General features: G+C 50.2%; 24 protein-coding genes. 12 read left to right on the top strand and 12 right to left on the bottom strand.

The genetic code is table 11. The features are described 5' to 3' along the window. Window positions 1-53: 53 nt before the first annotated feature. The 6 genes from ACZ520_RS09370 to ACZ520_RS09345 form a co-directional block, all read right to left on the bottom strand. Window positions 54-563 (bottom strand): TlpA family protein disulfide reductase, encoded by a 510-nt coding sequence (locus tag ACZ520_RS09370; protein ID WP_464125162.1) that lies wholly within the window; start codon window positions 561-563, stop codon window positions 54-56. After that, the gene (locus ACZ520_RS09365) at window positions 564-1,463 is read right to left on the bottom strand and encodes an HTTM domain-containing protein (protein WP_088565256.1); all 900 of its coding nucleotides are present in this window, start codon (window positions 1,461-1,463) and stop codon (window positions 564-566) included. After that, window positions 1,460-2,035, bottom strand: a complete 576-nt coding sequence (locus ACZ520_RS09360; protein WP_232468510.1) for a hypothetical protein — start codon at window positions 2,033-2,035, stop codon at window positions 1,460-1,462. Before ACZ520_RS09360 ends, ACZ520_RS09365 begins: the two co-directional genes overlap by 4 nt. After that, window positions 2,010-3,476, bottom strand: coding sequence for an SMC-Scp complex subunit ScpB (gene scpB / locus ACZ520_RS09355; protein WP_417869198.1), 1,467 nt, complete (start codon window positions 3,474-3,476; stop codon window positions 2,010-2,012). The genes ACZ520_RS09360 and scpB overlap by 26 nt, the downstream gene beginning before the upstream one ends. Before the next feature lie 8 nt (window positions 3,477-3,484). Beyond that, entirely contained in the window at window positions 3,485-4,483 is a 999-nt protein-coding gene (locus ACZ520_RS09350; protein ID WP_088565258.1) for a segregation and condensation protein A, read from the bottom strand. Between the two features lie 146 nt (window positions 4,484-4,629). Further along, window positions 4,630-5,292 (bottom strand): site-2 protease family protein, encoded by a 663-nt coding sequence (locus ACZ520_RS09345; RefSeq protein ID WP_088565259.1) that lies wholly within the window; start codon window positions 5,290-5,292, stop codon window positions 4,630-4,632. 364 nt (window positions 5,293-5,656) lie between these two features. On the opposite strand from ACZ520_RS09345, the gene ACZ520_RS09340 reads away from it, so the two are divergent. From ACZ520_RS09340 to ACZ520_RS09305, 8 genes are all read left to right on the top strand, one after another. Further along, window positions 5,657-6,823, top strand: coding sequence for an acyl-CoA dehydrogenase (locus tag ACZ520_RS09340; protein ID WP_088565260.1), 1,167 nt, complete (start codon window positions 5,657-5,659; stop codon window positions 6,821-6,823). Window positions 6,824-6,938: 115 nt separating this feature from the next. Further along, window positions 6,939-8,402, top strand: coding sequence for a peptide ABC transporter substrate-binding protein (locus tag ACZ520_RS09335; RefSeq protein WP_464125158.1), 1,464 nt, complete (start codon window positions 6,939-6,941; stop codon window positions 8,400-8,402). Window positions 8,403-8,414: 12 nt separating this feature from the next. Then, window positions 8,415-9,617, top strand: a complete 1,203-nt coding sequence (locus ACZ520_RS09330; RefSeq protein ID WP_374032985.1) for an EAL domain-containing protein — start codon at window positions 8,415-8,417, stop codon at window positions 9,615-9,617. 172 nt (window positions 9,618-9,789) lie between these two features. Continuing rightward, complete coding sequence (locus tag ACZ520_RS09325; protein WP_374032984.1) at window positions 9,790-10,011, top strand: hypothetical protein; 222 nt, start codon at window positions 9,790-9,792, stop codon at window positions 10,009-10,011. A 273-nt stretch (window positions 10,012-10,284) separates the two neighbouring features. Further along, window positions 10,285-11,031, top strand: coding sequence for an SDR family NAD(P)-dependent oxidoreductase (locus ACZ520_RS09320; protein WP_464125155.1), 747 nt, complete (start codon window positions 10,285-10,287; stop codon window positions 11,029-11,031). Further along, window positions 11,028-11,417 carry a 6-carboxytetrahydropterin synthase gene (locus ACZ520_RS09315; protein WP_416480627.1) on the top strand — a complete coding sequence of 130 codons (390 nt, stop codon included), beginning with the start codon at window positions 11,028-11,030 and terminating at the stop codon, window positions 11,415-11,417. Before ACZ520_RS09320 ends, ACZ520_RS09315 begins: the two co-directional genes overlap by 4 nt. Then, entirely contained in the window at window positions 11,414-12,151 is a 738-nt protein-coding gene (locus ACZ520_RS09310; RefSeq protein WP_374032981.1) for a pseudouridine synthase, read from the top strand. The genes ACZ520_RS09315 and ACZ520_RS09310 overlap by 4 nt, the downstream gene beginning before the upstream one ends. Beyond that, window positions 12,144-13,169, top strand: coding sequence for a lipid A deacylase LpxR family protein (locus tag ACZ520_RS09305; RefSeq protein WP_416480628.1), 1,026 nt, complete (start codon window positions 12,144-12,146; stop codon window positions 13,167-13,169). The genes ACZ520_RS09310 and ACZ520_RS09305 overlap by 8 nt, the downstream gene beginning before the upstream one ends. Here the strand turns inward: ACZ520_RS09305 and ACZ520_RS09300 are convergent. Then, a complete protein-coding gene (locus tag ACZ520_RS09300; protein WP_464128375.1) occupies window positions 13,166-13,957 on the bottom strand; it encodes a DUF455 family protein in 792 nt (263 codons plus the stop codon). The genes ACZ520_RS09305 and ACZ520_RS09300 overlap by 4 nt on opposite strands. An 82-nt stretch (window positions 13,958-14,039) precedes the next feature. Here ACZ520_RS09300 and ACZ520_RS09295 point away from each other — a divergent pair, with 82 nt between their 5' ends. Further along, on the top strand, window positions 14,040-14,738 hold the full coding sequence (locus tag ACZ520_RS09295; RefSeq protein WP_088565267.1) for a YebC/PmpR family DNA-binding transcriptional regulator: 699 nt from the start codon (window positions 14,040-14,042) through the stop codon (window positions 14,736-14,738). Between the two features lie 164 nt (window positions 14,739-14,902). Further along, window positions 14,903-15,220: a hypothetical protein gene (locus ACZ520_RS09290; protein ID WP_088565268.1), complete on the top strand. Its 318-nt coding sequence runs from the start codon at window positions 14,903-14,905 to the stop codon at window positions 15,218-15,220. 73 nt (window positions 15,221-15,293) lie between these two features. Here the strand turns inward: ACZ520_RS09290 and ACZ520_RS09285 are convergent, their stop codons facing one another. The 5 genes from ACZ520_RS09285 to ACZ520_RS09265 all read right to left on the bottom strand — a co-directional run bounded on the left by ACZ520_RS09285 (window position 15,294) and on the right by ACZ520_RS09265 (window position 18,880). Continuing rightward, the gene (locus ACZ520_RS09285; protein WP_464128370.1) at window positions 15,294-16,163 is read right to left on the bottom strand and encodes a trypsin-like serine peptidase; all 870 of its coding nucleotides are present in this window, start codon (window positions 16,161-16,163) and stop codon (window positions 15,294-15,296) included. A gap of 71 nt (window positions 16,164-16,234) precedes the next feature. Next, window positions 16,235-16,669, bottom strand: a complete 435-nt coding sequence (locus tag ACZ520_RS09280; protein ID WP_464128367.1) for a SufE family protein — start codon at window positions 16,667-16,669, stop codon at window positions 16,235-16,237. Window positions 16,670-16,683: 14 nt separating this feature from the next. Continuing rightward, window positions 16,684-17,496 (bottom strand): hypothetical protein, encoded by an 813-nt coding sequence (locus ACZ520_RS09275; RefSeq protein ID WP_374032975.1) that lies wholly within the window; start codon window positions 17,494-17,496, stop codon window positions 16,684-16,686. A gap of 8 nt (window positions 17,497-17,504) precedes the next feature. Continuing rightward, entirely contained in the window at window positions 17,505-18,311 is an 807-nt protein-coding gene (locus ACZ520_RS09270; protein WP_464128363.1) for a phosphatase domain-containing protein, read from the bottom strand. Window positions 18,312-18,409: 98 nt separating this feature from the next. Then, window positions 18,410-18,880, bottom strand: coding sequence for a hypothetical protein (locus ACZ520_RS09265; protein ID WP_011164410.1), 471 nt, complete (start codon window positions 18,878-18,880; stop codon window positions 18,410-18,412). A gap of 240 nt (window positions 18,881-19,120) precedes the next feature. Here ACZ520_RS09265 and ACZ520_RS09260 point away from each other — a divergent pair, with 240 nt between their 5' ends. Both ACZ520_RS09260 and ACZ520_RS09255 read left to right on the top strand, forming a co-directional pair. Then, window positions 19,121-19,384 (top strand): hypothetical protein, encoded by a 264-nt coding sequence (locus ACZ520_RS09260; protein WP_088565272.1) that lies wholly within the window; start codon window positions 19,121-19,123, stop codon window positions 19,382-19,384. Between the two features lie 84 nt (window positions 19,385-19,468). Further along, window positions 19,469-19,663, top strand: coding sequence for a hypothetical protein (locus tag ACZ520_RS09255; protein ID WP_011164408.1), 195 nt, complete (start codon window positions 19,469-19,471; stop codon window positions 19,661-19,663). The last annotated feature ends 16 nt before the right edge of the window (window positions 19,664-19,679 follow it).

Here is a 19,679-nt window from a genome sequence, read left to right as displayed (position 1 = left end):
TCAGGTCCAGTTTTGAGACGGATTCTTCGTCCCAAAATGCGATAAATGCCGGTTTACTTAAAAAGACCCCGGATTTTTACTTCCAGCAAGGGGCTTAACCCCGTCGTGATCCAGGTCAGTTGATGATTCTGATCCAGCAAAGCGGTGGTCGGCGTGGCCCGAACCCCATACTGTCCGGCGATATGACCGCTGATATCCACTCCCACAAGAAAGCTGTATTTACGCTGATTCACCGTTGATTGAACCAGATCCCGGTCTTCAAGACTTGAAACAGCCAGCACGGAATTTGCGGGAATGACTTTATCATCAACCAGCTTTTGCACCCGGGACAACTCCACTTCGCAAGGCCCGCACCAGGTGGCCCAAAACACAATCACCAGGGGCTTGCCAGCTTTTTGTGATTCGAACAAGCTTCCATCCAGTAACGGCACCGCAAACGACGGGGCCGGCTGATTCTGTTTTTTGAAGTTTTCAATAATACCCGGAAGGCGGTTGGCCAAAACCCACAGGACCGCCACAACCAGCAGTCCGTTCACGATTTTTCCGATCAGGGCTTTGTTCATTTAAATGCGCACCACAGAGCGGGTCTTCACAAGAGTCTTTTCAAGAAGCTGTGGATCCAGGAACAGGAAGTACGTCGACACCATGACCGTGGCAAACGGAATCAGCCCCATGAAGATGCCAATCCCCGCGTGGAACGAAAGTCCCAACAGCAGGCACAGATACCTTGTCTTGGGCCAGGCCACCATGGCCGGGAAATAGATCTCAAACAAAATCGTCACATAACCAATCACCGGGATCACCCACGGGAAATGGCGCAGGAACGAAAAATCCATCGTTGTCATTTGCGGATTGGCCAGAACACTCCACAAAGCGGTTCCATCCCACCAGCTTCCACCTTTAAGTTTTTCCCAGCCGGTGTAAGCATAGATCACAGAAATCTGAACCTGCATCATGCGAATCATCATCGAGCTGACGGTGTCGCTCAGCTTAAACGAGCTTTTCTTTCGCACCAGATTCACGACACTCAAGCGTTCGCAGCTTTGCGTGAAGGACATATAGAACAGGAACAAGGCCCCGATCACATCCGCGCCAAAATTCACCGCATAGTTTCTTTGCAGGAAACCTGCGTTAATGATCCAGGCAATTCCCATCAACCAGCGACCGCCAATCCCCACCGTCAGCAGCGCCAACAGCACCACCAACACCAGGTTCATGACAAAGTTCATGCTGTCCGGCCAGAAGGTCCACAGGAACAGCGGACGCCCCAGTTCGGGCATGACTTCCAGCGCCCGCGTGCGAGGAATCCAACTGGAATCAGTGTAAAATTCCAAATTATAGAAGCGGGTCAGATTCATATAAAGCAGGGTCGCACACAACATGACTCGCATAAAAGCAAGCCCCAGCAGACTTTGCGGTGCAAACCAGAACTGATCCCAATGAGCCCAGAGTTTCTTGATCATAGGCTCTCCTCATCCCCGCCGGCACAGGAATAGCTTTCACGGATGTACTGGACCTCTTTGGAAAGATCACTGACGCTGTCCTCACGGAAACGCACGGCCTGATCCAGGAACGGAATAGTTTCAATCACATGTTCCATATCCACCGAGGTGGCCCCCGGATACTGCCGGCACAACCACGGCCCCATCAGCACGCGCAGACGCTTTGGATCCAGCACCATATAGCGCATCAAGGCCCATTCACGCTTGCGCGTGATATTCGGCAAAGGACGATCGTCTTTAGCGATTTCCAACGGGAAAAAACCATAAACCGGCTCTTTGGCCTCTTCGCCGGCATTTTCACCTTCGGTGTACAGATAATTGATGGTGTATTTCAGATACATGGGATGGGCTGGCTCGGGGGAAAAGAAATTCCACCCGGCATTCAAACCCACTGTGTTGGCGTAGGGGGTGACCACGTTTGCAGTCACCCGCCCGAAATAGGCACCCACATTGGGCATCACCAACATCACAAAGATATTATATACGATCCACAGACTCAGAAGAGTCTTAAACAGAAGCTTCACCTTCTTCATCAATGTCGTCCGCCTCACCCAGGAATGGCAACTCTTCTTCTTCGGAAGATTCATCATCAGAGTCAGCGAATAATTGATCGTCTGAAGCCTCATCCAGATCTTCGTCGTTATCAAATGCTACGACAGCTTCTTCCAGCTCGGAATCATCCCCGTCGGTGGATTCATCAACAGACTCATCCGCAGATTCGTCCATAGAAGCTTCCAAAGTCTCTTCAGATCCTTCTTCAGAGATTTCTTCGCCGTTTTCAGCAGTCACAGCCGGCTTTTTCATGTTTTCCAAAGCTGCGGCTTTCTTTTCAGCGGCAATAGCCACCAAAGAAGTGCCTGCCGCCAAAGCCTCATCGTACTTCGTCAGCCAGTTTTGGTCACGAGTGGACACTGGTTCACCGAATGCCAAAGCATCACGGATGTTCTGTGCACGCTCCTGATCACGTTTTTCAGCCTGACGGCGTTTTTCTTCCTCAAAGAAGTTAGAGGAAGTCGCGATGTCCTCAAGCTGTTCCTGGATCTTCATCAGCTCTTCCTCACCTTGCGAGTAAGAACCGATGTAAGTTTCAGACATGCTGTCAGTGATGGTCGCAAGAGTCGGTTTTTCCTCCGCCTGCTGTTCATCAATACCTTCCGGCAAAAGCTCATCAATCTGGGACAGGGTTGGAAGCTCTTTCAAGCTTCTCAGGCCGAAGATCTCCAGGAACTTTCTGGTCGTACCGTACTGCATAGGACGGCCTGGAAGCTCGGATTTACCCTCGAAGCAAACCAGATTTTTCTCCATCAAAGCGCGCAGCAAGTGACCGGACTCAACGCCGCGGATTTCATCCACTTCGGCTTTCACCGTCGGCTGCTTGTAAGCCACGATGGAAAGAACTTCCAAAGCCGGACCGGAAAGTTTGAACTGACGCGCTTTCAATGTGCGCTTCAGGAATTCCATATTGTCAATTTTAGTGCGCAGTTGGTAACCACCCGGAACCTCTTCCAGGGTCACACCACGGCGACCGCCGGCGTATTCAACTGCCAGTTGATCCAAGGCGCGACGGATTTTGTCGCCACGAATGTTGGTGCCTTTGAACAAAAGTTTCAAAGAAGCCAGGCTCACCGGTCGGTCAGAAGCAAACAGCACGCTTTCCACGATGCTTTCCAGACGCTCTTCCTCAACGAATTCCACTTCTTCAATTTCAGCGGAGTCAAAGCCGTCAAGCTCAGTGCCGTCAACGGACACTTCACTTTCTTCTTCAGAGGCTTCCAGGGCATCAACTTCATCGTCAGACACTTCCGGAAGGAAGCCTTCTGTTTCCTCTTCTTCCTGCAGGAATACAGAGGCGTCGGACTCAATACCATCAGCGGAAAGCTCGTCGGTTTCAACGTCAGCTTCGTTTTCGAAGCCTTCAGATTCCTCAGCGTGATTCATTTCTTCGTTGATCAAATCTTCTTTTTCTTCAGACATGGTCCCCTCTACACTTCCGTCACGTCATCTTTAAACAATTCGCTCTCAGCAGCCAAGATTTCGTCGTCCGTGGCGATATCATCCACATTTGTGTCAACAAATGCGATGTCGTCTGTGAGACCAGCACCCAAGTCCATTTGCAGCTGGTTGTTTTCTTCTTCAGTTTCCTCAACATCCGCCAAAAGATCTTCGTCAGCGTCGATCTTTTTGGTTTCTTCCATCATTTTTGCCGCGACTTCATCAGCGCGCATGGAATCATATTCTTCAACCCGGCTCAAAACGTCGGTTTCGATCGGTTTTTTGGTATCAACCCAGATGTCAGAATAAGCCTCCGTCTGATACAGACCCACAAAGCCCATCTTACCCAGTTCAAGCAAGGACAGGAACGTGATCAACGCCTGGCGCGCACGATCTTCGGTCGCCGTCACCATCTCCATCATTGTGGTTCTTTGCCCCACAATCAGACGGTCCTTGATTTCAAGAATACGGCTGGAGATGGACTGGGCTTTCGCCGCCACCTGGTGAACTTTCTTTTTAATAGCACGGGAGATACGACGATAGCTGGCAATCAAAGAGAACAGGGCGTTGTCCTCAAGAATGATTTCCTCTTCTTTTTCATCCAGTTTTTCACGGGTTCCACGCAACCACACATCACGACCCACCAGCGGGCGGTCATAAAGAAGCTTCGCTGCTTCCTGGTACTTCTGGTATTCAAGAAGTTTCTGAACCAGTTCCTTGCGCGGATCTTCAACTTCAATGGCTTCGCCATTTTCGTCGTACTGAGGCAAAAGCATGCGGGATTTAATCTGGATCAGAGTCGCAGCCATAGCCACGAATTCCCCGGCAACTTCCAGATCCAGTTCTTTCATCAATTTGATATATTCAAGGTATTGTTTGGTGATCTCATGGACTTTGATGTCCATGATGTCCATTTCCTCTTTACGGATAAGGTAAAGAAGAAGTCCAAGAGGTCCTTCGAATTTAGGCAACTGTACTGTAATACTCATGAAAGATGGTCCCCTCTACCCTTTCACTAAAACCGGAACGCACATCGCAGTCCCCGTCCAAACGCCGAAGATTGAATCAAGCGGCTTTGGATTATTCAACAACTCTTTAAAGGCCCCACCCGACGCGTTTGCGCCGCGGCAAAGCCTTAAACTCCCACCCCACTCAACGCAAGGTTGATAAGGCGCTGAGAACTCCAGAAAACCGGCTCAGCCAGGAAGCGCAACATCCCCGTCAACACCAACACCATCAAAACCATGCTGGTGATGTGCTCATTCTGTTCAAGCTTATAATTCAAGCTGGCAGGCAGGAAGCGCGCCAGCACCTTGCCACCATCCAGCGGATGCATCGGCAAAAGATTGAAAACAGCCAGGAACATATTAGTCACAATAAAGGTCTGAAGAATCGCCACGGCCCCTTTGGCATACACACCGAAGGAATAGTACTTCGCGACCAGGGCAATCGCAAAAGCCCCGACAAATGCCAGGAGGATATTGGACAACGGCCCCGCCAAGGCGATCCAGAACATATCCACACGAGGGTTTTTAAGGTTGCGGGAATTCACCGGCACCGGCTTCGCCCAACCAAAAAAGATCGGCGAAGAAAACGCAATAGCCGCAATCGGAAGAATCAACGTCCCGATCAAATCCATATGCGCCACCGGGTTCAGGGTCAAACGACCCATCTGTTCCGCAGTGTTATCTCCACGTAGACGCGCCACCCAACCGTGCGCAAACTCGTGGAAGCAAAGTGCAAAAAGAAAAGGAATAAAGTAGACACCAATCTTGGCGCCGATTTCCATCATGTCCATACAACCTCACGCTAAAACACACCTAGACTCATGTCTAGTGCGATAAAACACTTGCACATTTAAAGTGCAATTCAGCTTAACACAGCTTGTTAAGAGAAAAGCTCCCATCATTCCAAGGTCTTGAATAAATCTGCCAAAAACGTTACCGTGACCCCCGTTTTTACAAACAGTTTTAAAACAGATTTAAAACGGTTCTGAATACGTTTTAACAAGAACTGAAGCCCTGCCCTAGGGGCCTACACCTAGCCCTGCGCCAAGTTCCGCAGCAGCACATCCCACAGGGATGGCGTCCGCGAGGACTGTCCGAAGGCGAAGGGTTAGGTGTAGGCCCCTAGGGCAGGGCTTCCGATCGAAGGGAAATAAGATGTCTGATACAACAAATGCGCGTCCGGCGCTGACTATGCTTTCTGAAGATGAACTGGCATTCCGTGATGCTGTAAGATCTTTTGCAGAATCTGAAATCAAACCTCATGTGACTCACATGGACGAAGAAGCTCAGATGAAACCGGAGATCCTGACGAAGCTTTTCGAAATGGGTTTGATGGGCATCGAAACTCCTGAAAAATGGGGCGGCGCTGGCTCCACATTCTTCATGGCCTGCCTGGCCGTTGAAGAAATCGGTCGTGTGGACGGTTCCGTTTCCGTTCTTGTTGACGTTCAAAACACCCTGACCACAAACGCGTTCCTTAAATGGGGCACGGAAGCTCAGAAAGAAAAATACCTGGGCATGATGGCTTCCAAATCCGTGGGCGCTTACGCTTTGTCTGAATCCTCTTCCGGTTCCGACGCTTTCGCATTGAAATTGAAAGCGGAAGACAAAGGCGACAAATGGGTTCTGAACGGCTCCAAACTTTGGATCACCAACGGTAACGAAGCAAACATCTTCATCGTATTTGCCAACATGGCTCCTGAAAAAGGCTACAAAGGCATCACGGCGTTCATCGTTGAACGCGGCTTCAAAGGCTTCACAGTTGGCAAAAAAGAAGACAAACTGGGCATCCGCGCTTCTTCCACTTGCGAACTGTTGTTCGAAAACTGCGAAGTTCCAAAAGAAAACGTTTTGGGCGAAGTCGGCAAAGGCTACAAAATCGCGATTGAAACACTGAATGAAGGCCGTATCGGTATCGGCGCACAAATGATCGGTATCGCTCAGGGCGCTTACGAAGCGGCATTGGGTTACGTAAAAGGCCGTGAGCAGTTCGGCAAACCAATCGCTCACTTCCAGGGTGTTCAGTTCCAGTTGGCAGAAATGCGCACTGAACTGGAAGCAGCTCGTTTGATGGTTTACAATGCTGCTCGTCTGAAAGACGCGGGCCAGGACTTCATCGAGGCCGCTGCCATGGCGAAACTTTACTCTTCCCGCGCGGCAGAGAAAATCACTTCCAAAGCCATCGACCTGTTCGGCGGTAACGGATTCACCAAAGAATATCCGGTTGAGAAATTCTGGCGTGACGCGAAGATCGGTCAGATCTACGAAGGTACAACCAACATGCAATTGCAAACGATTGCAAAAATGGAATTGGACAAATAGTTCTTTCCTTAAGTTGAACTTGGAAAACGGCAGGCATCCCCTGCCGTTTTTTTATGGTTTTGCCCGGTAATTTTCGTGCTTCAATTCATCCCGCCCTTAAGCTAATCTTAAAGGCATGAAAATCATCCTTGCACTTCTTCTGGTTTTTCCTGCGCTTTCTTTCGCCAACACCAAGGCGTTTCGTCTGCATCTTTCCAACGAACCGGGAAGCCTTGACCCGAACAGGCAAAAGACCTCGGCCTCCAGTTACCTGCTGGGAAATCTGTATCGCAATATCTTCACCTTTGATGATCAAAAGGGCCTGGTTCCGGATCTGGGCAGCGGCTGCACCCGTGACAAGAAAAAGAACCTGACCTGCCGCCTGAAAAAGGACCTGCGCTGGAGCGACGGCACCCCGCTGACGTCCGAAGACTTCCTGCGCACCTATAAAAAGATTCTGGATCCCAAATCCGCAGCCCCGCGCGCGGATTTGCTTTTCAAAATCAAAAAGGCTCAAGATTATTATGCTGGCAAAGCCAAAATCACCGAGCTGGGAATTTCTGCTCCGGATGCCCAGACTTTGCGTTTTGAGTTTCAGGAACCGGACCCTGATTTTGAATACAATCTTTCAAGTTTTTTGCTGGCCCCCACCAAAGCAGATCTGGGCGCCTTTTCAGGTCCCTACAAACTGGCTGAATGGAAAAAGGGCCAAAAGATCATCCTGACAACAAATTCGAACTATCAAGGCGGACACCCCGGGCGCCCGAACGTGGAGTTTTTGTTCATTGAGGAAGACACCGTGGCTTTGCAGCTTTATGAAAAGAACGAGCTGCAATTCCTGCGCAGACTTCCAACTTTGTTCATTCCCAGCCATAAAAAACGCCCGGACTTTCACTGGATTGCAGTCACCCGCCTGGACTATCTGGGGTTTGGACCTGAGCTTGCCGACAAGGAAGACCTGAGAAAGGCCTTCACGTACTCTTTAAACTACGTGGAGCTGCAAAAGATCTTTTCTTCGGAAGGTCGCCCCGGCTGCATGGGTGTTCCGGATTCTTGGTTTCCGGAAAAAGCGCCCTGTTACGACTTTGACTTAAAGAAGGTTCCCAAGGTTCAGAACACTTCAACCTTTACTTTGATGTTCTCAAGCCTTGGGGGTGAAGATCACAAGCGCGCCACCGAGTGGATGCAAAACCAGTGGTTAAAAAATGCGGGCCTGAAAACCCATCTGGAGTCCCGTGAAAACAAAGTCTATCTGCAGATCCTGCAGCAGAATCCTCCGGCCTTGTTCCGTAAAGGCGTGGCTCCGGATCGTCCCACCTGCCTTGCGGCTTTGGAGACCTTTGCGCCGTTAAGCCCGGAAAACTACATCCGCCTGAAGTCGACAGAGTATGAAAGCATTTTGTCCTCACTGGCGAAGGCCGAAAAGCCTCAAGATCAGAAGAAATGGTGTCAGGCCGGCATGGATTTCCTGATGAAAAAGCATCTGCTGATCCCGCTGGGCGCCATCCATTTCTCGATGTTGGCCAAACCCGAATTTACGGGATGGAAACTGAATCAAATGAATCAGCTGGACTTGTCCAACCTGCACCAAAGACCTTAGAATAAACCTCATATGAATTCAGCAGCTCAGTCCGTCGACATCCACAAAGATCAGATCATTTTCAGCGAAAACGATGCAGGCGACTGCGCGTATATCATCGAAAAAGGCCGGGTGCTGATTTACATCACCAAAGACAAAGAGGAAATCCCTTTAACCATTCTGGGTGAAGGTGAAATCTTTGGTGAAATGGCCCTGATTGACAACCAAAACCGTTCTGCCAGTGTGCGCGCATTGGAAGACGTCCGTTTAGCCATCGTCACCAAGCAACAGGTTCTGGAGCGTGTTTCCACTGCCGACAAAGTCGTTCAGCTTTTGATGCGTGTTTTGTTAAAACGCCTGCGTCGCAAAAACATCGGCGGCCCCGGCGGGTCCCGCATCTCGGAAGTGGAGTTCGACAATTCCGGCGCCGGTGATGACGGCACCCAAAGCGCGCTGGATCAGATCAAACTTGAAAATCAGATTTTCCAGGCCTTCCAGAACAAGGAATTTGAACTGTTCTATCAGCCGATCGTGAACCTGAAAAACAAAACCATCACGGGCTGCGAAGCTCTGCTGCGCTGGAACTCCCCGCAGCATGGATTGGTTTCCCCGAATCTTTTCATCGATATCATTGAAAATTCATCCATGGTGATTCCGATTGGTCACTGGATTATCAATCAGGCCTTAAAAGATCTTCGCACCATTCAGGATCAGCTGCGTCTGAATAAAAAAGAGCGCATGGCTGATGATTTCATGATGAGCATCAATATCTCCGGCCGTCAGTTCACTCATTCTGATTTCGTGAACAACCTGGAAGACCTGCGTGAAAAGCATGATCTGCACACCCAGAACATCAAGCTTGAGATGACCGAAAGAATCATGATGGATGGCGCGATCGCCATTGATGCTCTGAACCAGTGCCGCAGTCTGGGTTATGCGATTTCCATTGATGATTTCGGAACGGGTTTCTCGGGTTTGCAATACCTGACTCAGATGCCAATCAGCTTCCTGAAAATCGATCGTTCCTTCGTGATGAAAATCCTGAGCGATCCAAAATCCAAAGCGGTGGTCAGTTCGATCATCCACTTGGCGCACGCCATGGATATCGAAGTCATCGCTGAAGGCATCGAACACCATGAAGAGGCGCTGGTGCTTGAAACGCTGGGCGCTCGTTTTGGCCAGGGGTATTTGTTCTCCAAACCCGTTGATCTGGGCCGCTTCCTGAAACTGATTTAACCGCAAGGCCTCTTCTTCAGAGGCCTTATTCCTTCGTAAAATCGCCAATACGTGTCTCAAACTGAGACTTCTAAACTTGAGAAGATTTCCTAAAGTCCGCAAGACCTTCGCCGATAAGTCTTATGTCTTAAGACAATCAACCAGCTTAAGATTTCATCTGGAGGTCACACGTATGGCTGACAAAAAATTTGATAAACAGATCCCAAACAATGTCGTTTCTCTTGAATCTGCCCGTTGCTGCGGCGAAGGCTGCAAAAAGAAATCTGAAAAAGCAGGTTTCTGCGCAGAGCACTTTGACTGGTTTAAAGCCGGCCTGATCACAAAAGAAGGCATGAAGGCGCCAGACTTCGACAAGAAGTACTACCACTATACGGCAGCCAAAAAAGTGGCTTAAAGCCGTTCCTATTTCGAATTCATCCGTTGAAAGCCGGGCTCCCACCCGGCTTTTTTTTATGCCGGCACTCCAGCCTCCTCGGCGTGGCCGGGGTTAAAAATGGCTGAAAAAGGCCCCGAAGATCAAAAGACCGACAAAGAAGAACTTTATTCCGATAGACGTCGCTTCGCGCATGGACATAACTTCTCTTCGGCCCCCTCTTTTGCTACCATAAGTCCAGTTCAAATCCATTTACGCTCCGACGAAGTCGGAGTGGGTGTTCGGGGGTCCAACTTGAAAAAAGCCGTCCTTATCACCGGCGCCAGCAGCGGCATCGGTGCTGCCACCGCGATCGAATTTTCCAAAAACGGATACTTTGTCTATCTTATGGGTCGCAACAAAAAGCGCCTGCAGGACGTGGCTTTGAAATGCCGAAGTGGCGCCTCCATTGTTTCCTGTGACCTGTCTGATGAAGCAGCTTTGAACAAGCGCCTGGACGAGGTTATGGGGGCTAAAATCCACCGCGTGGAATGCGTGGTGAACAATGCCGGCATCTATGAAAGCAACACCACTGAATCCGGAACGGATGAACTGTGGAGCCGTCAGTTTGAAGTTAACATGCTGGGACCATTGCGCATTGTTCGCGCTTTCTTCCCGTACTTCAAAGAACAAGGTGGCGGCAGCATCGTGAATATCTCCTCGACACTGGGGCTGCGCCCCCAAGGCCCGACATCTGCTTATTCGGCGGTGAAGGCCGCTTTGGTGAACTGGACAGAAAGCCTGGCCCTAGAAGGCGGACCGCTGAATATCCGCGCCAACTGCGTGTGCCCCGGCCTGGTCGACACCCCGATTCATCAGTTCCATGCTTTACCGGAAGATCAGAAAAAAGCGACCCTCGAAAAAATGGGCGGATTGCAGCCGCTGGGCCGCATTGGCAAACCGGAAGACATTGCCCGTGCGGTTTACTTCCTGGGCTCGGATCTTTCCTCCTGGACCACCGGAGCGGTGCTGTCCGTGGACGGCGGGATCAATCTGACATGATTATCACCCTGAAAAGCCCTTTCAGCGCCGCGCACTTTTATGCTCAACCCGCGTGGGACGAGCAAAAGAACCGCGAAACCTTTGGCCGCTGCTACACGCAGTACGGACATGGGCACAACTATGTGCTGGAAGCAGGCTTTCATTGTCAGAACAACAACTGGCAACAACAGCAGCAGCATTATCAGTCTGTTCTGAACAAACTGACCTCTGTTCTGGATCACGAGCATTTAAATTTTGTGATTCCGGAATTTAAAACAAACATCCCGACGACAGAAAACATCTGTCTGTATTTTCTGGATAAATTAAAAAGTCAGGTGAAGTCCGAAGAGATTTCTTATCTGCGCCTTTACGAGATGGACAACATCTGGACGGAGATCCGCCTATGAGCGAAGACAATAAAGTACGCCTTTCCAAACTGATGGCTGAAAAAGGCATCTGTTCCCGCCGCGAGGCGGATGACTATATTTCCCGGGGACTGGTCATGGTCAATGGTGAGGTTGTCAGCCAATTGGGAACCAAAGTCAGTCCGGATGTTAAAATCACCCTGGAAGCTCAGGCACTGAAACAGCAAAAACGTCTGGCGACGATCTTGCTGAATAAACCCGTGGGTTATGTTTCCGCCCAGCCGGAACCACCGTATCAACCCGCAATCAAACTGATCACCCCGCAAAATCAGTTCGGGAATTCCAAAACCCGCTTAAAAGAAGAACACTTCAAAGGCCTGGCCGTCGCCGGTCGCCTGGATATTGACTCACAAGGGCTGCTGCTGTTCACCCAGGACGGACGAATCGCCAAAAAGATCATCGGCGAAGAATCCAAGGTCGAAAAAGAATACATCGTGCGGGTGCAGGGTCAACTGCCGCCGGACAAACTGAAGCTTTTGAATTTCGGTCTGTCCTTGGATGGGAAAAAGCTAAAACCTGCGAAAGTGGAATGGTTGAATGAAGATCAGTTGCGCTTTGTTTTGCAGGAAGGAAAAAAGCGTCAGATCCGCCGCATGTGCGAGCTGGTCGGTTTGAAAGTCACAGGTCTAAAGCGTGTGCGCATCGGAAAAATCCGTCTGGGTCAGTTGCCCGAAGGCCAATGGCGCTTCCTGGAAGAGGACGAGAGTCTTGATTAAAACGTTGCTGCTGGCAGCATTTGTTTTTGCAGGACTCAACCCGCTGGCTGGCGCCGCCAGTCGCGGGGAATCCTACAGCGCAACAATCGAAAACGACACGCGCCGGATGGGCGGACCGAACTCGGATGACGATTACTCAAGCGGTTTTCGCTTTGCTTACATCTATGCCGAAGACACCATTCCAACATGGGCACCGACCTTGACGGACTGGTCCAAATCACTAAAAAAAGAACTGACGGAATCCACCACGAATTTTGGGATCTCGCTCAATCAGAAAATCTACACACCGGAAAACACCGACATTAAAGAGCCCATCCTGGATGACCGTCCCTATGCGGCCTGGCTGTATCTGGGGTTCACTGCAAACTACAAGACAGAGACCCACAGTCACAGCCTGGAACTGGATATAGGAATCGTCGGACCTCCTGCTATGGGGGAACAGGTTCAAAATGGGTTCCACCACATTGTCGATGTGCCCGAAGCGCAAGGCTGGGACAATCAACTCGACACCGAGCCCATCGTGCAAGTCTCTTATTTTCAGAAAGTGCGTTTTGTAGATGTCCTGGATAAAACCACAGGACGCATGTTTGATGTGATTCCCTATGCCGGAGCGTCCCTGGGGAATGCCCTGATTGCCGCACACACCGGCGTGATTGGGCGGCTGGGAGTGAATATCCCCAACGATTTTGGTCCCACCCGCCCCTCTGCATCTGATGGCGACATGATCAAGGACCCGCGCGAAAGCAACGGCGACCTTCCATGGCGGGCTTATGTTTACGGAGCCGCTCGCGGAAATCTGGTGGGCCATAATATCTTTATCGACGGAAGCATATTCCACAATGGTCCGCACGTGACCCGCAAGCCCTTTGTGGCCGAAACCGAGTTTGGCTACGGTGTTCAATACATGAACTTCAGCTTTATCTGGAGATTTGTGACGGTGTCACCGGAATTTGAGGAGCGCGACAACTTCCACAGCTTCGCCTCCATGACCCTGTCGTATTATCACGATTTGGATTAGTTCTTTTTGTCCTTGTTCATGAAATCAAGGCGCAGGTTTTCAAAATACTGAATCTCTTCATCCGTGAAGCCGGCTTTGGAACGCAATACGCGATTCACCGGCTCAATACGTTTTGGCAGGCGCAGGCGCAAATCCGCCATGCGCGTGAAGAAATCCTCGCCTGCATCCATCTTTTTCTGACGGCAGATTTCGCGGTACCATTCTGATCCAAAATTCACATGCCCGATTTCATCGTGATTGATCTGTTTTACGATTTTTTGGATAGGACCATTGGACCCCAGTCCTTCCAGTCGGCGGATCAAAGTGTCCCCCGCATCCAAACCGCTGCCTTCAAGGTACCGGTGCACAATCAGAATACGGTCCAACAATGAGTCTTCAGCACTCACGGCACGCCACAGGGCTGAATGCACCGGCCAGTCCCCCCATTTGAATCCCAGGGACTCGATACCCTCCAGACACATGCGCAGATGCTCGGATTCATTCAAAGTGATGGCCACCAGTTCTTCTTTGAAGCCCTGCGGAGCATCCGGGAACTCCGTCAGGGTTCTTACCCCCAGCTCCATGGCCTGAAGTTCGATATTGGCCAGATCGTGCAGCATGCGCGCCTGCCCTTCGGCAGAGGAAAAGCCCTTTTTAGGGGGATGAAGCTTCGGGTGCAGCAAAAGGATGTCCCGTGCCGGATCTTCAGGCATCTGTGTCCAGGGTTGAGTGAGTTTAAAGGCCTCCTCACAGGACTTTTCAATATTGTCTATTTTTTCCCACACATCCGGGACCAAAAAACTGAACATAGCCCCTTTTACATCCCGCTCCCTTTGTTGCCAAATATTTCCTGATTTGGTGCAATATGTCCCAAGCCTAAGAAGGAGATATATGGGTAAATCATGGAAAAACGCCGGAAAAGTTGAGAAGGCTCAACAAAAAGGCCAAATATTCACCAAACTTGCGCGCGAGATTGCTGTTGCTGCAAAAGCTGGTGGCCCTGATCCCAATGCCAATGCTCGTCTTCGTATGGCGATCGATGCTGCCAAGAAAGTTTCCTGCCCGAATGACACTATCGAACGCGCGATCAAAAAAGGCGCGGGTCTTTTGGATGACGGCAAGGTGATCGAAGAGCTGACTTATGAAGGCTACGGTCCTCACGGCGTGGGCGTGATCGTGGAATGCCAAACCGACAACAAGCACAGAACAGCTCCAGACATGCGTCACGCCTTTAAATCCCATGAAGGAAACATGGGTGAGACTGGTTCCGTGGCGTGGATGTTTGATCGCGTGGGTCTGATTGAAGGCACCAAAGACGGTTCTTTTGATCCGGACGAAGAAGCCATTGAAGCTGGCGCCAATGAAGTTTTCGCAGACGAAGGCACTTATGAGTTCTTCACCGCTGCAGACGATTTGGATGCCGTTCGTGAGGCACTAACCTCCCGCGGCTGGAAAATCACCAAAGGGGAATTGTCTTACAAAGCCAAGAACATCACCGAACTTTCCGACGAGCAAAGAAAAGACGTCGAAGAGTTCCTGAACTATCTTGACGATATGGATGACACTCACCGCGTTCACGCGACGATCTAAAAGTTCCAAAGGGAGGCCTCAAACCTCCCCTTTTTTTTTGCCCGACTTAAGGCGATCAAAATTCCTGTCTTTTAACAGTCACAATCCTCGCAGCCCACCTCTTGCACTTGAAAAATACCGGTCTGCAAATTTGAGTTATAATGAAAGATGCAAAGGAGGTCGTTATGAAATTTGCCCTGTGGTTAACGGCTCTTCTGATGATCGTTCCTCAATTTGTCAAAGGGGCTCCTGAACGCATGACTTCTGATCAAAACGCGTCCAGCGCCACAGTGACAAATGAGGAACTGAAACGAAAACCAGCCAACACTCAGAAGGAATCCCCTCTTCTGCCCTGTGCCGGGGAAGCACATCGGGACAAACTGGGTGATATGGCCCGACTTGAAAGCACGACCCGCGACTGCCCTGCTGAAGGAGCTATTAAAGCTCAACCGATCAGACCCGCGGATCCTGCTGAACCAGGCCGTCCGCTGAGATATCAGTAGCGGTCCTGAAAAAACAAAAAACCCACAACTCGGAGGAAGCTGTGGGTTTTTCGTTTTTAAATCTTTTTAAATTCTACTGCTTCAAGGCCTGAGAGATGAAAGAAATGTTTGTCACATCTTCACCACGGCAGCCTTCGTCCGTGCAACGATTGCTGACTGTGCACTGATTTACGCGGTCATAGGCGAAATCCTGTGCGCCACGAACAAGGATTCCCACGATTTCATTTGTGCGGGCATTAAACACAGCAGAACCGGAGTTCCCACCATAGGTGTCCAGATTAGTGACGAAGTAGCCGTTCTTTTGGGAACGAACTTTCGCACCATCGGCAATCTTGGTTGGCAGACCGGATGGGTGACCCACCACATAGATATCATCGCCCGGCTGTACCGGAGTCGATTGGATCGTCAGCACGCGGTGACCACGAACCGGTCTGTCCAGACGAACCAGGGCATAGTCCTGAGCGGAGGTGTATTCGCGCGCCACGATCTCTTTGCAAGTGTAGACATCGTCAGCCGCGATTGTTTGCGGAGCTGTTTTCGCATCCAGCATACGGAAGCCAAAAACAAAACTGTAAGTGGCGCAGTCTTTGGTGCTGATACAGTGACCAGCAGTTGCGATCAGATCCTCACCCACCAGAGAGCCTGAACAGTTCGCGGCTGTCGGCTGATCAAAGAACGGCTCAGATTTGCACAGATCCAATTCATGACCATAAGTAGTTGTGTTGATTTTGAAGTTGCCCTGAGCATCACGAACCACAGCACGGGATGGAATCAAAGCCACGGTGGAATCCGCGATTTCACGAATATCAGCGCGCTGGACTTGGTACACGTCCACACGGTTGTCTTCGCCATAAATAACTTTTGGAGTGATATTAACAAAACCGACTGAGAACGTTGCTGCAACCGCGACACTGATGGACGCGACCAATGAATTCCTTTTCACTTTGTCCCCTCTGGACGCTCATCATGAACATCCACCATTACAAGTTTGTGTAATGTGACAGGGAAAGACAACTATTTTTTTGTTTTTAACAAATAATCGAAGGCCGTTGCATAAAGCTTAATTTGCTTCAGCATCGAGTGAAGACCGTTGGCGCGACTGGGAGACAAATTTCCTTCAAACCCCAAAGCTTTCAAAAATTCTGGCGGCGTCGCTAAAATCTCTGACGGAGTGGAGCCGGAGTAAACATTCAAAAGCAAACCCACCAGACCCTTCACGATCAAAGCATCACTGTCACCCTGAAGCAGAACCTGCCCCTGCTCATTCAAGGACGCTGACAACCAGACCTGGGACTGGCAGCCTTTAACCACGTTCTGCTCAGTCTTCAAAGACTCGGGCATTTCCGGCAAAGCCTTCCCCATGTCGATGATCTTCTTGTAGCGGTCTTCCCATTGCGCAAGGGCTGAGAAATCCTGGATAACCTTGTTTTGTTTTTCTTGAATAGTCATATATCTAACCCTGCTCATTCACTTTTCAGTTTGGGAAGTATGGTGAATAGCTCTTCTTCCAGAGACTGTCCCTGCTCACCGATCAATTCATGGAAGGCACTTTTATCCAAATTAGCCACAATCTCAAAGCTCTTTTTATAAAAGCCCTCTTGATCATCATAATACCCGTTCCACAGCTCACGAGAGAGCTTTTCCGGGATCACCCAGGACTTTTTTTCGGCCGCTGTGCCGTCAAATCGATTGTGATAGTCCAATAAAGTCATCACCTGGCGCGGGGAAAAATCCAGCATCGCCAGAGCCTCTTCCAACAGGGCCAGCTCCACATACCAGAGATAATTACTGAACTTTTCCCAGAATTTCAGGCCCGTCTTCCCGTAAGAGCTTTTGCAGAAAAACGTCGTACAGACAACCCCACGGTTGCGCCACACATTGCAGTTCTGGCTTTCCTTGTTGTAGTACGGACACAACCAGTCCTCGCGCTGGCCAAAGTCGCCCTCTTCGCGGTTGTTGAACTGGACCTGGTATTTCACCGGGGCCACAAGGCCGATTGGCAGGGCGTATTCACGGCGCTCGATCTTGTCACGGAAGATGCGGTGAGCTTCCGTGGCAGTGCTGTCCAGGAAGGTCGCCCCGACCATATAGTTCGCCAAAAAAGGATGGAAGGTGCAGCACTTCAGATCCGCGCGATAATGAATCTTGGCCTTGTTTTGCGGGCGCGACATGGCGCAGGCATCACAGGTGGCCTTTTTTTCTTCCGGCGCGAAATTCAGAATCTCGCGCGGCAGGATGTTTTCATAAATGCGGGGAAGCTGGTACTTTAAAAGCATGGATCCTCTTACGGGCGAAGCTTGCAGCGGCTGACAATGCGGTCTTTAACGCTTTTCACGCCATCAAAACGGTTGATCGCATCATCCCATTTCCACACCATATCACGGCAGTTCACAAAATACGGGAACGCGACTTCGCCTTCGGCGGTGTAGTTGGGCTGTTCAAGAATTTTAGGCAAAACGGCCTTGATCAGAGTCTGAACCGAGGACGCCTTCAGCACGCCGGCTTTTTCCAGGTCCAGGGCCACTTCGACGGGAGTCACAAAACCAGTCTGCCCCTCCAGCATCATCTGCGGGGTCATCAGCAAAATACTGGCCTTCGGGTACACGATACGAATGAACTGATGAAACTCCACATTGCGGGCCGCGAATTCCTCTGAGATCTGTTTGTAGATTTCGGGATCCTGCTCGCCATTGTCGCCGACAAAGATGACTTTATCCGGGCGGACTTTCGCCATGACCTCTCTGAGGGTGTAGAGCTTGTGCACGTCAGAATCATAATTGGTGCGATTGATATACTCCCCGTCCGGATAGTTTCCATTGGCCAGGAATTTACGGTGAGTGCGCCCCATAAACCAATCCGGGGCACGGGACAGATACACAATTTCAAGATCGGGCTGATCCTGGGCGATCAGATGATACAGCTCACTCATACCGGCAAAACGACTTTGGGAGTCAAACGCGTATCTGGCGGCTTCCGACAGATCCTTTACGTGGGCCAGTTTGATCGTGTCATCAACATCACTGACCAAAAGAGTGCGCGCCTGGGCTGACAGCCCCACAAACAGCACAATAAAAGCAATCCATGTTTTCATTGGTTAAACCTCCGATTAGCGAAGGTTCTATAACAGAAAAGGCCCTCACTCAAAGGGCCTTTTTCGGGGACAAAGTAATTACAGGAAATGGTGCGAAACTAAACGCCGTTGGCGTTAAATTTCATCACAAATCGCTCTGGTGTGGCCTCAATCAGGAACAGGCCGTCGCCGTCACGGAACGAGAAGCGATTGTCCTGGGTGTGGAACTGCTCAAACAGGGCGCGAGCCTCAGCCCCGCGGGCCTCGAAATGCGCCATTCCCGGACCAATGCGCGCCAAAGGTGACTGATGGATGTAAATGGCACAATGATAGTTGTTTTCACCTTTGCGGGCACAGATGAAATTAAGCACTTTCTGAGGAGCTTCCAGCACCTTTCCGCGTCCCACCATGGAGTCCTGCTCTGGCCTGTTCATGGCCTCAAAAAGCACATGCGGAGAGCTGTCATTGGAGCCATCATACATGACCGAGGCGATATTCACGATCAACTGCATTCCCAGAAACTGACCACGGGTTCCGGCTTGAGAAGTCGTCGCCGTCAGAAGCAAAAGCGCAAAAAGAAAAACTCTCATAGAAACGTCCTTGTTGGTTTTTATCAAAGCTTAGCAGTGTCCAAAAGTTTATCAACCGCATTCCCTAACATGTCACCTGTCGACTTCCTACATACCCCTTTGAGACGCCTCACTATGAGATGAAATATATTAGTTATTTCAGTATGTTATAAGGCATTTTTGTGGCGTGCGGGCCGATTCTCTGGCGCACCCCTTGCTCTATGTAAAAGCAAGAACATTAATCCTGATCAAGGGGGACTTATGAAAACATTCATCACCATCGCAATCCTGGCTTTCTCTTGCACTTCTTTCGCATGGAGCAGCCGTGATGCCGCCTCTAAAGAATACACGTTTAAATACAATCTCTCCGGCCAGACTCTGGAACTTAAAAAATCCGCGGGCAGCTATGAAGAAGCCTATGAACAAGCAGCCCAACAGTGCTTCAGCTTCTACAAAGGTGCTGGCAAAGTTTCCGAAGACCGTGGTCTGGACATCATCGACGTTTGCGCCAACCCACGCTCCTAAGACGCGCCGCACTCATGAACCTTGCTATCTTGCTCGAGCCCCCTTGCTCGCTTATATTGGGATAGCAATCGAATGAGGTTATAAATGGGTATTCTGAAGTCCATCGGTCAATTTTTGGTAGGTAAAGATCCAGACATCTTTGATGAAAAGGGTCAGGTCTCTCACAAACTTCCTAAGAAAAAATGGGAAGCTTGGCACAACCGCACCAAAACAGATCCAGAATATAACTGGAGAAACCACACCGGCATCACTGGTGCGGCAAAAAAGAAAAACAACTAGTTTGTTGTTGAAATTA

Source organism: Bdellovibrio sp. BIS2 (assembly GCF_055398295.1).
The sequence above is the reverse complement of the archived record's forward strand: the minus strand, read 5'-3'. Positions and strand labels throughout refer to the sequence as shown.

Excerpts from the sequence above, each read along its gene's own strand:
- ACZ520_RS09280 (WP_464128367.1), bottom strand. The coding sequence starts at position 16,669 with ATGACTATTCAAGAAAAACAAAACAAGGTTATCCAGGATTTCTCAGCC.
- ACZ520_RS09360 (WP_232468510.1), bottom strand. The coding sequence starts at position 2,035 with ATGAAGAAGGTGAAGCTTCTGTTTAAGACTCTTCTGAGTCTGTGGATC.
- ACZ520_RS09300 (WP_464128375.1), bottom strand. The coding sequence starts at position 13,957 with ATGTTCAGTTTTTTGGTCCCGGATGTGTGGGAAAAAATAGACAATATT.
- ACZ520_RS09335 (WP_464125158.1), top strand. The coding sequence starts at position 6,939 with ATGAAAATCATCCTTGCACTTCTTCTGGTTTTTCCTGCGCTTTCTTTC.
- ACZ520_RS09350 (WP_088565258.1), bottom strand. The coding sequence starts at position 4,483 with ATGAGTATTACAGTACAGTTGCCTAAATTCGAAGGACCTCTTGGACTT.
- ACZ520_RS09265 (WP_011164410.1), bottom strand. The coding sequence starts at position 18,880 with ATGAGAGTTTTTCTTTTTGCGCTTTTGCTTCTGACGGCGACGACTTCT.
- ACZ520_RS09275 (WP_374032975.1), bottom strand. The coding sequence starts at position 17,496 with ATGCTTTTAAAGTACCAGCTTCCCCGCATTTATGAAAACATCCTGCCG.
- ACZ520_RS09345 (WP_088565259.1), bottom strand. The coding sequence starts at position 5,292 with ATGGACATGATGGAAATCGGCGCCAAGATTGGTGTCTACTTTATTCCT.
- ACZ520_RS09340 (WP_088565260.1), top strand. The coding sequence starts at position 5,657 with ATGTCTGATACAACAAATGCGCGTCCGGCGCTGACTATGCTTTCTGAA.
- ACZ520_RS09310 (WP_374032981.1), top strand. The coding sequence starts at position 11,414 with ATGAGCGAAGACAATAAAGTACGCCTTTCCAAACTGATGGCTGAAAAA.
- ACZ520_RS09260 (WP_088565272.1), top strand. The coding sequence starts at position 19,121 with ATGAAAACATTCATCACCATCGCAATCCTGGCTTTCTCTTGCACTTCT.
- ACZ520_RS09370 (WP_464125162.1), bottom strand. The coding sequence starts at position 563 with ATGAACAAAGCCCTGATCGGAAAAATCGTGAACGGACTGCTGGTTGTG.
- ACZ520_RS09365 (WP_088565256.1), bottom strand. The coding sequence starts at position 1,463 with ATGATCAAGAAACTCTGGGCTCATTGGGATCAGTTCTGGTTTGCACCG.
- ACZ520_RS09255 (WP_011164408.1), top strand. The coding sequence starts at position 19,469 with ATGGGTATTCTGAAGTCCATCGGTCAATTTTTGGTAGGTAAAGATCCA.
- ACZ520_RS09270 (WP_464128363.1), bottom strand. The coding sequence starts at position 18,311 with ATGAAAACATGGATTGCTTTTATTGTGCTGTTTGTGGGGCTGTCAGCC.
- scpB (WP_417869198.1), bottom strand. The coding sequence starts at position 3,476 with ATGTCTGAAGAAAAAGAAGATTTGATCAACGAAGAAATGAATCACGCT.
- ACZ520_RS09295 (WP_088565267.1), top strand. The coding sequence starts at position 14,040 with ATGGGTAAATCATGGAAAAACGCCGGAAAAGTTGAGAAGGCTCAACAA.
- ACZ520_RS09315 (WP_416480627.1), top strand. The coding sequence starts at position 11,028 with ATGATTATCACCCTGAAAAGCCCTTTCAGCGCCGCGCACTTTTATGCT.
- ACZ520_RS09325 (WP_374032984.1), top strand. The coding sequence starts at position 9,790 with ATGGCTGACAAAAAATTTGATAAACAGATCCCAAACAATGTCGTTTCT.
- ACZ520_RS09330 (WP_374032985.1), top strand. The coding sequence starts at position 8,415 with ATGAATTCAGCAGCTCAGTCCGTCGACATCCACAAAGATCAGATCATT.
- ACZ520_RS09290 (WP_088565268.1), top strand. The coding sequence starts at position 14,903 with ATGAAATTTGCCCTGTGGTTAACGGCTCTTCTGATGATCGTTCCTCAA.